The 15,757-nt window shown below is 33.0% G+C and carries 13 protein-coding genes and 1 other RNA gene; 5 read left to right on the top strand and 9 right to left on the bottom strand.

All coding sequences use genetic code 11. From position 1 onward, the window contains the following. Nucleotides 1-85 precede the first annotated feature (85 nt). Together N5D03_RS01060 and N5D03_RS01055 are read left to right on the top strand one after the other, a co-directional pair. On the top strand, nucleotides 86-526 hold the full coding sequence (locus N5D03_RS01060) for an N-acetyltransferase (RefSeq protein WP_347880908.1): 441 nt from the start codon (nucleotides 86-88) through the stop codon (nucleotides 524-526). Between the two features lie 98 nt (nucleotides 527-624). Next, entirely contained in the window at nucleotides 625-846 is a 222-nt protein-coding gene (locus N5D03_RS01055; RefSeq protein ID WP_280050703.1) for a hypothetical protein, read from the top strand. 56 nt (nucleotides 847-902) lie between these two features. Here N5D03_RS01055 and N5D03_RS01050 read toward each other — a convergent pair whose 3' ends face one another. The 4 genes from N5D03_RS01050 to N5D03_RS01035 all read right to left on the bottom strand — a co-directional run bounded on the left by N5D03_RS01050 (nucleotide 903) and on the right by N5D03_RS01035 (nucleotide 6,320). Next, nucleotides 903-3,239: a transglycosylase domain-containing protein gene (locus tag N5D03_RS01050; protein WP_280050702.1), complete on the bottom strand. Its 2,337-nt coding sequence runs from the start codon at nucleotides 3,237-3,239 to the stop codon at nucleotides 903-905. A 6-nt stretch (nucleotides 3,240-3,245) separates the two neighbouring features. Beyond that, nucleotides 3,246-3,707, bottom strand: a complete 462-nt coding sequence (locus N5D03_RS01045) for a gliding motility lipoprotein GldH (protein ID WP_084106949.1) — start codon at nucleotides 3,705-3,707, stop codon at nucleotides 3,246-3,248. Continuing rightward, nucleotides 3,691-5,364: a regulatory iron-sulfur-containing complex subunit RicT gene (gene ricT / locus N5D03_RS01040; RefSeq protein ID WP_280050700.1), complete on the bottom strand. Its 1,674-nt coding sequence runs from the start codon at nucleotides 5,362-5,364 to the stop codon at nucleotides 3,691-3,693. The genes N5D03_RS01045 and ricT overlap by 17 nt, the downstream gene beginning before the upstream one ends. A gap of 86 nt (nucleotides 5,365-5,450) precedes the next feature. Further along, nucleotides 5,451-6,320 carry an MBL fold metallo-hydrolase gene (locus N5D03_RS01035; protein ID WP_115002237.1) on the bottom strand — a complete coding sequence of 290 codons (870 nt, stop codon included), beginning with the start codon at nucleotides 6,318-6,320 and terminating at the stop codon, nucleotides 5,451-5,453. A 118-nt stretch (nucleotides 6,321-6,438) separates the two neighbouring features. Between N5D03_RS01035 and gltX the strand changes: the two genes are divergently transcribed. Further along, nucleotides 6,439-7,947 carry a glutamate--tRNA ligase gene (gene gltX / locus N5D03_RS01030; RefSeq protein WP_280050699.1) on the top strand — a complete coding sequence of 503 codons (1,509 nt, stop codon included), beginning with the start codon at nucleotides 6,439-6,441 and terminating at the stop codon, nucleotides 7,945-7,947. 53 nt (nucleotides 7,948-8,000) lie between these two features. On the opposite strand, the gene N5D03_RS01025 is transcribed toward gltX, so the two are convergent. The 3 genes from N5D03_RS01025 to N5D03_RS01015 form a co-directional block, all read right to left on the bottom strand. Then, nucleotides 8,001-8,381 (bottom strand): DUF779 domain-containing protein, encoded by a 381-nt coding sequence (locus N5D03_RS01025; RefSeq protein ID WP_038336795.1) that lies wholly within the window; start codon nucleotides 8,379-8,381, stop codon nucleotides 8,001-8,003. A 16-nt stretch (nucleotides 8,382-8,397) separates the two neighbouring features. Further along, nucleotides 8,398-9,432, bottom strand: coding sequence for an alcohol dehydrogenase AdhP (adhP, locus tag N5D03_RS01020; protein WP_038336794.1), 1,035 nt, complete (start codon nucleotides 9,430-9,432; stop codon nucleotides 8,398-8,400). 63 nt (nucleotides 9,433-9,495) lie between these two features. Beyond that, a complete protein-coding gene (locus N5D03_RS01015; protein ID WP_280050698.1) occupies nucleotides 9,496-11,001 on the bottom strand; it encodes an aldehyde dehydrogenase in 1,506 nt (501 codons plus the stop codon). A gap of 141 nt (nucleotides 11,002-11,142) precedes the next feature. Here N5D03_RS01015 and ssrA point away from each other — a divergent pair. Then, nucleotides 11,143-11,540: a transfer-messenger RNA gene (ssrA, locus tag N5D03_RS01010) on the top strand. A 44-nt stretch (nucleotides 11,541-11,584) separates the two neighbouring features. On the opposite strand, the gene N5D03_RS01005 is transcribed toward ssrA, so the two are convergent. Next, complete coding sequence (locus N5D03_RS01005) at nucleotides 11,585-12,436, bottom strand: HAEPLYID family protein (RefSeq protein WP_280050697.1); 852 nt, start codon at nucleotides 12,434-12,436, stop codon at nucleotides 11,585-11,587. Nucleotides 12,437-12,622: 186 nt separating this feature from the next. On the opposite strand from N5D03_RS01005, the gene N5D03_RS01000 reads away from it, so the two are divergent. Beyond that, nucleotides 12,623-13,318, top strand: a complete 696-nt coding sequence (locus N5D03_RS01000; RefSeq protein ID WP_219034502.1) for a hypothetical protein — start codon at nucleotides 12,623-12,625, stop codon at nucleotides 13,316-13,318. Nucleotides 13,319-13,372: 54 nt separating this feature from the next. Here the strand turns inward: N5D03_RS01000 and N5D03_RS00995 are convergent, their stop codons facing one another. After that, nucleotides 13,373-15,757, bottom strand: a complete 2,385-nt coding sequence (locus N5D03_RS00995) for a polysaccharide biosynthesis tyrosine autokinase (RefSeq protein WP_280050696.1) — start codon at nucleotides 15,755-15,757, stop codon at nucleotides 13,373-13,375.

Raw genomic sequence — 15,757 nt, 5'->3', positions numbered from 1 at the left:
ATCTATAAGCGACAAAGATACGATTTGTTGTTTGTTTTGTTAAAACCTTTTTCTAATTTTATAAGGTTAATCAATTGATGAAGGAATGAATATTAGGAAAGAGGAGAAAAGTGATTATGAACAAGTTTTTAAATTGATTGAAAAGGCATTTGAAAATGAAGAATATAGCGATCGTCGTGAACAATTTTTAGTTGAACGATTACGAAATTCTGATGGTTTTGTTCCTGATTTGTCTATTGTTTTTGAAATGAATGGACTTATTGTTGGTTATGTTTTATTGACAAAGATTAAAATTAATCATTCTAATTCTTCGTATGATTCTTTAGCGCTTGCTCCTGTAGCGGTTTTACCTAATTATCAGGGAAATGGAATTGGTGGTCATTTAATAGAATTTGCGCATAAGAAAGCGAGAGAATTAGGTTTTGAATCTGTCATTTTATTAGGTCATCCAACTTATTATCCTAAATTTGGTTACCGAAAAGCATCTGACTTTGATATTCAGTTACCTTTTGATGTTCCAGATTAAAATTGTATGGCAATTGAGTTGGAGGAAGATGCGCTGAAAAATGTAAATGGAATGGTAGAATATCCGAAAGAATTCTATCAATAATTAAAATATTTCCTATGGAAGAAAAAGCTGTTGTAACACCAGATGAGGTGGTAACGGATACAATTACGAATTTATTTACGTATGCTAATTATTTTTTGGTTGCAGCGCTTGTTGTGTTGTTAACGTATATGACGATTCGTGATTTTAAGAAAAAACAACGCGAAAAGAAATTGGCACAAGAACGTGAATCGTACAACAATCAGTTTGATAACGAAGAGGAAAAAGAAGACTTATAAATCATAAAAATAGCCACCCAATTTTGAGTGGCTATTTTGTGTTTATATCAATTTAATTATTGACCTTCTTCTTCAGGAATTTCATAGTTTTCGCCTACGCTTTCACTACCACTTCCTTCGATAATTGGACCTGGATCATACATTTCATCATATTGATGGAATCCGTATGTATTCGAACAATCCCAATGTTTTTCAATGTCCTTAGGTTTATCAAATTTATCTCCAGCTGTTACGCCAAATTTTCCGCCTTCTTTGTAAACGCCTTGCATATAGTAAGCCCAAATTGGCATAGCTGTATTGGCTCCTTGCCCTGTGGCTGTACTCGCAAAGTGAGCAAATCGGTCTTCTGCACCAACCCAAACTCCAGTAACTAAATTTGGTGTTAATCCCATAAACCAACCATCAGAGTTTTCGTTTGTTGTACCTGTTTTACCAGCAATTTCGGCAGTCATTCCGTAGCGATTTCTTAATCTCGCACCAGAACCTCTATCTATAACACCTTTCATCAAATCAATCATAGTGTACGCTACGTTTTCATTAACAACTTCTCGTGTTTGAGGTGTATAATCTTTGATAACTTTTCCTTGTTTATCTTCTATTCTTAAGATTAATTGCGGTTTAATGTAAATACCACCATTTGCAAAAGCACTCATCGCACCAACCATTTCATACAATGATAAATCGGCAGAACCTAATGCAATTGTAGGGTCTTTTACGATAGGAGATTCAACTCCAAGGTCACGAGCCATTTGAATTACAGGTTCTGTACCTGTTTGCATAATCAAACGAGCAGCGACAATATTTGTTGAATAAGCTAATGCAGTTCTTAAATCTTGAGATCCACCATATTTACCATTAGCATTTCGAGGAGACCAATTTCCTGGAATTCTCTCATTAGAAACAGTATGACAAGGTGTTAATCCTAATTGATTAATCGCTGTTGCATAAACAAACGGTTTGAACGTAGAACCTACCTGACGACGTGCTTGTTTTACGTGGTCAAATTTGAAATAATTCCAATCGATTCCTCCAACCCAAGCTTTGATTGTTCCATCTTTTGGATCCATTGACATTAAACCAGCTTGTAAAATATGTTTGTGATATTCGATTGAATCCATCAATGTTTTTCCTTTTTTGTACTGAATTCCGTTCCATGTAAAGAACTGAACAGAGTCGCGAGGTGTATTGAAAACAGTTTCGATTTCAGCTTCAGATTTTCCTTCGGCTTTCATCTTTTTATACAAATCTGTACGAGCCATTGCTTGCTTAAAGATTTGTGTTCTTTTTGCAGCAGAAATATTATAAAATGGTGCTAAACTACGTCCACGTTGCTCTCCAAAGAATTGATCTTGTAAAACTTTTAATTGTTTTTTAACCGCTTCTTCAGCTAAATTTTGCATTCTTGAGTCTAACGTTACATAAATTTTTAGACCATCTTTTTCAAGGTTATAAGACTTTCCTGTTTCTTTCTCATAATCAACCATCCATTGCTGAATTTCCTTTCTCAAAGCAGATTTGAAATATGCTGAATGTGATTCATCATGTTTCATAATATCTTGCTTATCTGTAACTAAAGGAGCGACTTTAGCAGCCTCACCCTCTGCTCTAGAAATCTTGTTGTATTTCATCATTTGTTCTAATACAAGATTTCTTTTTTCTGTAGATAATGCAGGATTTTTTATAGGGTTGAATTTCACAGGATTTTGAAACATAGAAACTAATGTTGCAGCTTCGTCCAAGTTCAATTCTTTTGTTGTTTTATTGAAATAAACTTTAGAAGCAGATTCAATTCCTTTTGCACCATAGATAAAGTCAAACTTATTGAAGTACATCGCAATGATTTCTTCTTTTGTATACAATTTTTCTAATTGAACAGAAGTTACCCATTCTTTTAGTTTTTGTAAACCACGTTTCACCTTATTAGAAGAAGGGTCTTTTGTGTACAACTGTTTTGCTAACTGCTGTGTAATTGTAGATCCACCTCCTGAATCACCACCTGAAGATATAGCACGGAAAGCAGCTTTAATATCTACACCTGAATGATCAAAGAAACGAACATCCTCTTTTGCTAACAATGCGTCAACCAAATGTGGAGGTAAATCTTTGTAATCAACTGGTGTTCTGCGTTCTGCTTCGAAACGATCTAACAAAACACCATCAGAAGAAATAATTTCTGATGAAACATAAATATCAGGATTTTCTAAATCACGTACATTGGGAATTTCACCTAACCATCCGTTAGATGTCGCCCAAAAGATTCCGAAAATTCCTAATACGGCACAAAAAAACAGTACCCAAATGGTAACGATTATTTTTTTGGCTAATGAAAAGCTATTGAACTTCTTTTTTGCTTTAGAAGTTGCGCTTGTTTTAGGATTTTTATTGTTTTCCATTCTGTATTATTCAGCTTTATCAACAATCAAACTAATGTCTTCGATTCCTTTCAAATTCTTTGTTCGCATACCTTGCCAAACTTTTAGTTGATAGCGACCAGAGTCTTTTATTGGTAAATTTTCACGATAAACCAACATCATTTCTTTTGTTGTCATTCCTTTACCAATCCAGCTTCCATCGGGATTTGCAATGTAATACTGTAAGGTATCAATCATTTCGTTTCCTTTAGGATCGATGAATTTCGTGAACAAATATAAGTTACTATATTCATACGACGTATTATTTCTTAACACAAATCCAATGTTAACAGCCGAAGGTTTTGGATCTTTTACATCAAACGTAAAGGTTTGAGGTTGATTACTCTTCCATTCGTCTTTCACATCTTTTGTGTCTTGATAATAATGTTTAGCCTCACAACTAAACAATAAAAAGACTAAAATAAAAAGCAAACTACTGTTGCGTATCATTTGGTTTTGGCCCACGATTAAATCTTTTTTTACTTCGATTCTTCGATTTATTTGGATTCGGTTGAGAATTATTTGTATGATTCTCGTCCTTAGTTTTCGGTTTTTGCTCAGCATTTTGATTATTTTGCTGAGGTTGTTTTTTTGGTTGTTGAGTTGACTGATTAGCCTGATTTGTTTGATTATTTTGTTGGCTATTATTGCTCGGTTTATTCGGTTTTCGCTTTTGTTGATTGCGATTGCGATTATTTCCTTGCGGCTTTTGCTGATCAGTATTTGGTTGAGCTTGTTGCTCTTTTGCCTGAGTTGGCTGTTGCTTCTCTTTTGGCTGATTTTGTTGTTGCTGATTCTGATTAGGATTCGAATTTTTGATCGGTCTATTTTGATTATTCTTTTTAGACTGATTTGGATTCTTTCCTTGTTTATTTTCAGGACGATTTGCTTTATCTTTGGCTTCATTAGGCTGTTTTTGTTTTGCCATCTGAGGTTTTAGATTATTAGTATTCGCCGCAACTTTTTCGTTTCCAGAATTTTGATTATTCTTAATTCTTTTACGTTTTTTGTTCTGTTTTTCTTTACGTTCAAAACGTTCTAAAGAATCTTCACCAATTACATCTGTAAAATCTGGTTTCGATTCCTCTACATTTTTAGCTAAATCTTCTAAAGGTTCAGTTTTTAGACCTTTTGCAGTAATTGCTAAAAACTCTTGAATATCGTCTACCGAAAATTTGTACCAAACAATTCCTCCTTTATCATAAGCGAACCACATTTCTTTCTTGAAAACATCTATTTTAACACAATGTGCCCAACCTTTTTCAGTTTCGAAACGGCTTTCCATTGATGGAAAACTATTTAATGCATCTAAATATGAATCTAATTCAAAATTTAAACAACATTTTAATTTACCACATTGTCCAGCTAACTTTTGCGAGTTAATTGACAATTGTTGATAACGTGCTGCAGCAGTGCTCACAGAGCGGAAATCTGTTAACCAAGTAGAACAACATAATTCGCGTCCACAAGATCCAATTCCACCAACTTTTGCTGCTTCTTGACGATATCCGATTTGTTTCATTTCAATTCTTACGCCAAATTTCCCAGCGTATTCTTTGATTAGTTGTCTGAAATCTACACGTCCTTCTGCTGTATAATAAAATGTAACTTTCGCCCCATCTCCTTGGTACTCAACATCACAAATTTTCATTTCCAAATTAAGGTTTTTCGCCATAATTCGAGAATCAACCATTGTTTGTTTTTCTCTATCACGAAACTCTACCCAAGTTTCTATATCTTTTTGGTTCGCTTTGCGATAAACCTTCTTGACATCTTCCGCAGTCCACGAAAGATTCTTTTTTTTCATCTGGATTCTAACAAGCTCACCCGTAAGTGTAACAACCCCAATATCATGACCGGGCGTTCCTTCAACAGCGATTACATCGCCAATATTTAGAGATATGTTGTTTTCGTTTTTATAATAAAACTTTCGATCGTTTTTGAAACGAACTTCCACAAAATTGAACTTTTCTTGTCCATTTGGAAGTTGCATATTCGATAACCAATCAAAAACTGATAATTTTCCACAACCATCAGTGCCACAAGCACCATTATTGTTACATCCTTTCGGAAGGCCATTAGAAGTTCCACAAGATCCACATCCCATGCTTCTATAATTTTTTTAAATGACAACACAAAGGTATGAAAATATTTTTCTGAATTTGTGAAATCATTTCGGTTATGAAATTGATTTTAAATTGAATCAAAAACTTCTGAAAATGAATAGGTTTTATCTAATCTAACCCCTTTTTCTGTTAATTTTAACGTAGCTAATTCGTTGACATGGTCATGTTCAAAAAACAAAATATATTCATTTTCGACTGCTTTTTGTAAAAACGTTCCTTTTTCTTCAACTGTTATTAAAGGTCGTGTATCAAACCCAATTACATAAATTAATGGAATATGCCCTACAGTTGGGATTAAATCTGCGATATAAACTATTTTTTTGCTTTTATATGTAATGATTGGTAACATTTGCTTTTCGGTATGTCCATCCACAAATAAAATATCAAAACCAAGTGGAGAATTTTCTAAAATAGATCCATTTTGAGGCAAATCAATCAAATTAAGTTGTCCACTTTCTTGTAGAGGTAAAATATTTTCTTTCAGGAAAGACGCTTTTTCACGTGGATTTGGATTTACTGCCCAATCCCAATGATTCGCATTCGACCAAAATTTTGCGTTTTTGAATGAAGCTTCTAAATAATCTTTCTCTTTGTTGTATTGAATTGCGCCACCACAATGATCAAAATGCAAATGCGTCAAGAAAATATCTGTAATATCATCGCGATGAAAACCATGTTTGGCTAAAGAGTTATCCAAAGTAGCATCGCCCCATAAATAATAAAAACCAAAGAATTTTGCATCTTGTTTAGTTCCGATTCCTGTATCAATCAATATTAATCGTTTACCATCTTCGATTAATAGACATCTCATCGCAAGGTCGATTAAATTTCTATCATCAGCAGGATTGGTTTTATTCCAAATCGATTTTGGTACAATTCCGAACATTGCGCCGCCATCTAATTTAAAATTTCCTGTTTCTATTGTATATAATTTCATTTTTATGTGGTTTTATTTTGTTGAATTTTCGTTTTACGAAGATAAAAAATAGAATATTATTTAAAATAAATATCTATTATAGAATTGAACGACTTAAATTTGCAAAAATTTTGATACAATGGCAAAAGAAGTTCGTGTAAGATTTGCGCCAAGTCCAACAGGTGCGTTACACATCGGAGGAGTCCGTACTGCGTTATACAATTATCTTTTCGCAAAACATAATAACGGAAAATTCTTATTAAGAATAGAGGATACAGACCAAACACGTTATGTGGAAGGTGCTGAACAATATATTATCGATTCGTTGAAATGGTTAGGCTTAACTCCTGATGAAGGTGTTGGTTTTGGTGGAGATTTAGGTTCTTACCGTCAATCAGAGCGTAAAGAAATCTACAAACAATATGTAGACGAATTATTAGCTTCTGGAAATGCATATTATGCGTTTGATACGGCAGAAGAATTAGACGCTGCACGTGCAAAAGCAGACGAAAATAAAGAAACATTTATTTATAATTGGTCGACAAGAGGAAAGTTGAAAAACTCATTGTCAATGACAGAAGCTGAAACAAAAGCTTTAATTGAGAATGGAACGCCTTATGTGATTCGTTTCAAAATTGATGATTCTCGTACAGTTTTATTGAATGATATGATTCGTGGAAAAATCACGATTGATGCATCAACTTTAGATGATAAAGTTTTGTTTAAATCTGATGGAATGCCAACGTATCACTTAGCTAATATTGTGGACGATCATTTGATGGGAATTTCTCACGTAATTCGTGGAGAAGAATGGTTACCATCAATGGCTTTACATGAATTATTGTATGATGCATTTGGTTGGGAAGCACCTTGTTTCGCACATTTACCATTAATCTTAAAACCAGAAGGAAAAGGAAAATTAAGCAAACGTGATGGAGACAAACACGGATTTCCAGTTTTCCCAATGGAATGGAAAACAGAAGAAGGAATTGCAAAAGGATACAAACAAGAAGGTTATTTCCCAGATGCAGTATTGAATATGTTAGCATTATTAGGATGGAATTCTGGAACTGATCAAGAGATTTTTACAATGGAAGAATTGATTCAATTATTTTCATTAGAAAAAGTTTCAAAATCGGGTGCACGTTTTTCACCAGAAAAAGCAACTTGGTTTAATCATCAATATTTACAACAAAAATCTGTTGAAGAATTATTGCCATCTTTCGAAGAAGTTTTAAAAGAAAACGGAATCGAAGCTAATCCAGCTTTAGATGCAAAAGTGGTTGAATTGTTAAAAGAAAGAGCAAACTTTGTAAAAGATATTTTCGAACAAGGTCAATTCTTTTATATAGCTCCTTCTACTTACGATGAAAAAGCTACTAAAAAAGCTTGGAAAGATGATTCGAAAGAGATTTTAGGAAAATTTGTTGAAGTTTTAAATTCATCAGAATTTACTTCAGAAATTTTACACGATGCAATGGCAGAATTTGTTACAAATCAAGAAATTGGATTCGGAAAAATCGGAATGCCTTTGCGTCTTAGTTTAGTTGGTGCTTTACAAGGACCAGATGTTCCTGTAATTATGGCAACTTTAGGAAAAGAGGAAACGATTGCACGTATCAACAAAGCGATTGAAGTTTTAGGATAAAATTATTTCTATCATAAATAAGAAAGCCATTTGCATTGCAAATGGCTTTTCTTTTATAAATTGATTTTGACTTCGTCTAATTGATTAAGTTCTTCTTGAGAGAATATTCGATAATTGACTTTAAATGTTTTGCCAAGCGGAACTTCTAACGAAAAACCTCCAGCGCCGATAGCATCGATCACATCTAATTCAAAATGTGCATGTTTCCAATATTCAAACAAATCTTTGTCAATCCAAAACTCAACTCCATCAATTTCTCCTATGCAAACATCTTTGTATCGAAGATAAAATTCTCCTTTTCTGAAACATTGCGGTTGCGTTCCTTCACAGCAACCTCCCGCTTGATAAAGCATTAAATCGCCATGTTTTGCTTTTAATTCAACTAGAAGTTTTTTTGCTTTATCAGATGCAGATATACGATTAATTGATTTCATACAGAAAAATTTTTTTTTAAGTTGTACTAGCTATATCTAATACTATTCGACCATCAATTTGACCTTTTTTCATTTTGTCAAAAACATCATTAATGTCTTCTAATTTAGCTGGTGTTACAGTAGCTTTTACCAAACCTTCGTTAGCAAAATCTAATGCTTCTTGTAAGTCTTTTCTTGTTCCAACAATAGAACCTCTTACGGTGATTCGTTTTAGAACAGTTTCAAAAATAGGTAGTTCGAATGATCCTGGAGGTAATCCGTTTAAAGCAATTGTTCCTTTACGTCTTAATACATCAATTCCTTGTTTAAAAGCAATTGGAGATACTGCAGTAATTAGAGCTCCATGCATTCCGCCAACTTCTTTATGCAAAAATTTTCCAGGATCTGTATTTTTAGCATTTACAGTTATATCAGCTCCAAGTTTTGTTGCTAGATCTAGTTTGTCATCAGCAACATCTATAGCAGCTACTTTCAATCCCATTGCTTTTGCGTATTGTACAGCAACATGTCCTAAGCCTCCAATTCCAGAAATAGCAACCCACTCTCCAGGTTTAGTATCCGTTTCTTTTAATCCTTTATACACTGTTACACCAGCACATAAAATTGGAGCTATTTCTAGAAAGTTTGTATTCGATTTTAAATGCCCTACATACCTAGAGTCTGCAATTACATATTCAGCAAATCCACCATCTACACTATATCCACCATTTTGTTGAGCTTCGCAAAGTGTTTCCCATCCAGTAATACAATGATCACAACATCCACAAGCGCTATATAACCAAGGAACACCAACAGCGTCACCTTCTTTCACTTGAGCTTCTGGTCCACATGCTACGACAATACCAACCCCTTCGTGTCCAGGAATTAAAGGCATTTTAGCTTTTACAGGCCAATCTCCATCAATTGCATGCAAATCTGTATGACAAACACCACATGCGATTACTTTTACGAGAACTTCATATCGCCCAGGAGTTTTTACTGGAACTTCTTGAATTTTTAAAGGTTGTCCATATCCTTGTGCAACCGCCGCTTTCATTGTTTTTGGAATCATAATATTATGGTTTTAAATTATTATTAAAATAGATATCAATGGTAGCATTTTTAAATGTTTTGACTAGAAGAATCCAAGTTTCTTTTTGCTGTAAGAAACTAACATATTTTTAGTTTGACGATAATGATCTAACATCATTTTGTGGTTCTCACGTCCGATTCCAGATTGTTTATAACCTCCGAAAGGCGCTCCAGCAGGATAACTATGATATTGATTAACCCAAACACGTCCGGCTTGAATAGCACGAGGAACTTGGTATAATTGATGAGCATCACGCGTCCAAACACCAGCACCTAAACCGTATATTGTATCATTAGCAATTGCAATCGCTTCTGCTTCATCTTTAAAAGTTGTCACAGCTAACACAGGTCCAAAAATCTCTTCTTGGAAAATACGCATCTTGTTATTTCCTTTAAATAATGTTGGTTTGATGTAATAACCATTTTCGATATCTCCTTGTAAATGATTAGCATCTCCACCAGTTAAAACTTCTGCACCTTCTTCTTTTCCTAATTTAATATAACTTAAAATTTTGTCATATTGAATTTGAGAAGCTTGCGCACCAATCATTGTTTCTGGATCAAGAGGATTTCCTGCTTTAATCATATTTACACGTTCTACAACTCGTGCAATAAACTTATCATAAATAGATTCTTGAATCAATAATCGCGAAGGACACGTACAAATTTCACCTTGATTAAGTGCAAATAATACTGCACCTTCAATTGCTTTGTCTAAGAAATCATCATCATGATCCATCACAGATTCGAAGAATACATTTGGTGATTTTCCACCTAATTCTAAGGTAACCGGAATAATATTTTCTGTTGCATATTGCATCACGAAACGTCCTGTAGCTGTAGATCCTGTAAATGCAGCTTTCGATACTTTAGGATTTGTCACCAATGCGCGACCTAATTCTCCACCAAAACCATTTACAATGTTAACAACTCCTGGAGGTAATAAATCTCCAATTAATTCGAATAGATATAAAATCGAGATAGGAGTAGATTCAGCAGGTTTTAAAACCACACAGTTTCCAGCAGCTAACGCAGGAGCTAATTTCCAAACCGCCATCAAAATTGGGAAGTTCCAAGGAATAATTTGCGCAACAACACCAATTGGCTCGTGGATAATAATTGAAACTGTATCTTTATCTAATTCGTTGATAGAACCTTCCTCAGCACGAATTACCGAAGCAAAATATCTGAAATGATCGATTGCCAAAGGAATATCAGCATTCAACGTTTCACGAACTGGTTTTCCATTATCGTAAGTTTCTACAGCCGCAACATTTTGTAGATTTTCTTCGATTCGATCTGCAATTTTATTCAAAATAATGCTTCGTTGCGTTGGCGAAGTTTGACTCCAACTTTTGAAAGCTTCGTGAGCAGCATCTACCGCCTTTACTAAGTCTTCTTCTGAAGAATGCGCAGCTTTTGTAAAAACTTTTCCAGTAAGTGGCGTTACAACATCAAAGTATTTTCCATTTGTAGGTGGCGTAAATTGACCATTGATGTAATTGTCATAATGATCTTTGAATGTAGGTACATTAACTAAGTTTCCCATTTTATTAAAATTTTTTGTGAATTAAATTTTTTCTAATTTATTCAAATTTGTTCAATAATTATGTTTAGAAAAAGTTAATTCTATTTGGTATAAAATTTGTACATTTGGCATCCGTCAATTATTTATTGACAATTTATTTATGGGGCTGACTGGTTTTGACAGCAAGGCCAATGGGTAAGTAAGCATGCAGTGATAGGTTGTGTACTCACTTTAATCAGGCACTTCAACTTTTTAACTGGCAACGAAGAGTACGCTTTAGCTGCATAATTCTGAATTTTAGTAAGAATACGCCACGTCTATACTAGGTATAGAAGCTGAATGTCCCTCAAAAGCCTTGACTTACGGCGTTTGATACAGGGACACGGGAAAGTAAGAATAGAAACCTTAGTGCATCGGATAGGTTTCGAGATTTTAGATGATAAGCGGATGACAGAGTGTTTATTCTCAGGATTTCGTCGAAAATTAATAATAAACTAAGCATGTAGAAAGCTTATTTGTTGCTTGTTTGGACGCGGGTTCGAATCCCGCCAGCTCCACAAATCTCCTTTAAAAAGTTTTAAAGGAGGTTTTTTTATTAAGAAAACTAAGGTTCCCAAATAATACGTGTCATCACATCAAGGTTGGTTCCTGTATGTTTGGTGATAGAAACTCCAGTAACCAAACCAATCATTAAATTGTGTTGAATAGCCAATCTAATTTGAGGTCTTAAAGTATAATGAAATCCATCGCGGTCAATATCCATATTATTTTCAAGTCCAATAAAGTTTTTCGAATTTGGTAAAACATACATCATACTTGCGTTTATAGTTGCTCCAACATCTAATTTTTGCTCTTTATAATGATGTTCGAAAATAGGTCCTGTATAGATTAATGTATTAAAACTATTAAAGTTTTTAGCTCCAATAAAAACAGGATTCATTTTCATACCCGTAAATACAGAGCCTTGATGTCCTATTTTTTTGAAATTATTGAATTCAAATTCATGAACATAAGCTACTGCCAAAGATATTTTTCGTTTTTCATTCACCAAAAAAGTATATTGAGTAGCTAATTTTAAACCTTCAATTTTATTGTTTGGAACATAAATAGAACCATCGCTATCAGCGCTTTTGTGATTAAAAGAAAAAGGTACTTCAACCTCTAATCCCAAACGATCTGCAACAGCCCATTCATACTCAATAAAACCATTATATTCATTATATCCTTTTTTTGAGGTCACTCCAACCCCTACATTTATCTCAGCTTCTCCTTTTCTTGCTCCCAGATCGCGCATCAAATCTGTATACAATGGTTCTGCATGATCAACTTTAGGTTTTAATGTTTTTTGTTGTGATTGAATCGTGATGATTGAATCATTTTTTGTCTGGGCGTTAGTTGAAATTGTAATGAAAATTGTAATGAAAATTGTTGTCAATATTGTTAAGAAAAACTTCATTTGTTTATTATTTTGAAGCAAAGGACAAAGAAGATTTAGGAAGAAATTAGGAATTGAAGTTTTACCGCTTTAAAAATCTAACCTATTAAATTTTGAAGTTTTTTGATACTTATCATTTTAAGAATAATAAAAACTATCTTATCTTAGTCGATGAATTAACACCACATTTAAGAAAATCAAACAATTATGAGTTCCTACGAATATTATAACTTTCCGATACAGTTGATAAACGGTTTTTTAGATGATTCTAAAAAAGTTTTGATTGATATTTCACATTATTGTATTTATAGAGTTTTTATAGATAATTTCGAGAAATATTCGGGTTCTTTTACAGGTTATCAGAAGGCTTGTGATGATTTTGGAATTGAATTTAAAAATGTTGCTGCAGCTTATCAAAATGGTAAAGATTTGTATGAAGCAACAATAGATAAAAGTCCGATGGTTGGAATGACTTCTGAAATGTATTGGGATTATATGACCAATGAAAAATCGGAATTTGAGAAGGTTTTACTGCTTGGGGATCTTGCTTTTAAAAGCATTTTAGGTGCAAAATCGTATATAAAATTGGATAATAAATATTGGTTTAGCCGAATGAATGGTTCTGTAAAATCAATTGCGAAAGAAGAAATTTCTCCAAAACTTCAACGTTATTTGAACGAATATCAAACTAAAAAAATTAAGAATCAATTAATTGCTGGTTGGGGATTAGCTTCGTATTCAAGATATAATCGCGGGTTTTATGTGAGTTATAAAATGACATTGGATGATTTGGCTTATCATGCAGAAAAGATTCGAAAATCTACTCAAGATAAAAAAATCAAAAATGATGTAAAATCTGCTCACGAAAAAGCATTAGAGAGATTGGAGAAGGAAGGTCAATAGTGTATATATTTTTATAGTACAAAAAAACCTGAAGATTAACTTCAGGTTTTTATTTTATTTACGTTTAAAAAGGTTTTTAAAAAATCCACCTTTATTATGATTTTCACCATATCCGTACCCATATCCGTACCCATATCCGTATCCTTTTGTAAAGTCAACATCGTTAACAACCATTGCCATGTTTTTAAGACGGTTATCTTGATATAATTCTTTAGGAATAGCCAACATTCGTTTGTCTAAATAATTAGCACGAACAACGTACATTGTAATATCTGCACTGTCAGAAATTAATAAAGTATCAGTAACTAAACTAACAGGCGCAGTATCTATTAATACATAATCATAGTTTGCTTTTCCATATTTGACAATATCATCAAAACGTCCGTTCATCAATAGCTCTGATGGATTCGGAGCTACTTGTCCAGAATAAATAACATCAAATTTGTAATCAGCAGGATTTTTGATAATGATATCACTAATATTAATATCATTCGAAATTAAGTATTCTGTAACTCCATATTTGTGTCTATACTGATCAGTAATTCCTAAATAATCTAAAACTTTTGGACTTCTAATATCTGCTCCAATTAATAAAACAGATTTACCTGACATTGTTAATATTTGAGCTAAATTAGTTGAAATAAATGTTTTACCTTCTCCGCTTGTAGTAGAAGTTATATAGATAGACTGAGGATCTGTTGAATTTTTAAGTAAAAAATTCATGTTTGTTCTAAGAATTCTAAAAGCTTCAGCAACACTAGAATTATCATTTTGCTCGATAATAGAAATATCACTTTTAGGTACTTGCCCAGCAATTGGAGCTCCCACAGCATCTTCAACATCCTCCTTAGAGTTTACATTGTTATTTAATAATTTATATATATAAATACATATAAAAGGAATAACTAATCCTAGAATTAGCGCCCCTAATAGTATAATACTTTTCTTAGGTGAGACAGGAACCTTAGAACTATAAGCATAGTCAATAACTTTTATATTCTCTGGTGTAGCAGCTGCTTTTATTTCGTTCTCTTCACGTTTTTGTAATAAGAATAAATATAAAGCTTCAACAATTTGCTGTTGACGAGAAATATCTCTAAAACCTCGTTCTTGGCTTGGTACTTTTTGTATTCTGCTTGTTATTTGATTTTGTTTGTTCTGAATTGTGCTTAGAGTTGTTTGAGTATTATTTCGGTACAAACGCAAACTATTCTTCAAGTTTCGTTTAACATCACCAATTTGCTCCTGTAATTTAACCACATTTGGATGTTCGTTTGTAACTGATTTTAACATATCTTCTTTCGTTAAAACCAATTCATTATACGAAGCAATTTGTGACGCAATTGTTTGATCTTGTAAACCAATATTAGTTGGCAAAAGATCCGTTTTGTTAGAATTTAAAGCTGAATTCATGTAATCAACTAATTGTAGCTGAGTAGATGATTCTAATAATTTCTTTTCATTATCTGATGCATTTTGTAAGAAAATATTCGCTTCAGAAGTAACATCAGTAATGTTATTGCTTAATTTATAACGTTCTAAATCTCTGTCAACACCTTGTAGATCGCCTGTAACAATATCTAACCTCGAATCGATAAATTTAGAAGTAGCTTCAGTCAATTTATTATTATCTGTAACAAGATCTAAATTGTATTGATTAATCAAATCATTGATGAATTTTTTGGAAATATTCGGTACTGTTCCTACTAAGCTAAAGTTAACAACTTTAGAATTTTTATCGCTGTTAGGTTCAATCTGGATTTTTGACTGATAATAACTTATTGTATAATCCAATGAATATAACTTGATTAAATATTCGGCATCAATACTTTTTGCAATATTCTTATTTGGGCTGATGATAATATCACCAAAATCGGTGCTAATCTTTTGTCCAAACGAATAGGTGTTGGCTTCTTTTGTATTTCTATTTGAAAGCTTAAATTTAGTCGTTGATTCTATCTTAACTTCTAATTCTTCAAATAATTCTTCATTCAGTTTATCTGCTTCATTCAAAAACAAAATTTTGATAGGCGATTCAGCAGCAGTAGTTTCAATTTCAGCAATTCTACCAACACTAAAATAGCGAATATTAAAATTATTTTGTTCAACCACTTTAGAAATTAAACGTCTTGATTTCAGAATTTCGATCTGGTCACCAACTTCTGCATTAGAACTCGTACCAAACATAGTTGCTGCATCTGCCAAACCGGCTAATTCACCCGCCGCTGATTCTTTCTCATTTAATAAGATTTTTGCAGAAACTTGATATTGTTTTTGTGTATATTTTAAATAAAATAACGCCCCTATAATGGCTACGATTAATCCCAAAACAAACCATTTCCAATAATATAAATATTGTTCTAAAACTTGTCTAAGATTAATATTCTCTTCTTCTTCTTCAAAAAAAAAGTTATTTGTCGAATTATTAATTTGATTCAT

It is taken from the genome of Empedobacter sp. GD03861 (genome assembly GCF_029840885.1).
GTDB classification, from domain to species: Bacteria; Bacteroidota; Bacteroidia; order Flavobacteriales; family Weeksellaceae; genus Empedobacter; species Empedobacter falsenii_B.
The sequence above is the reverse complement of the archived record's forward strand: the minus strand, read 5'-3'. Positions and strand labels throughout refer to the sequence as shown.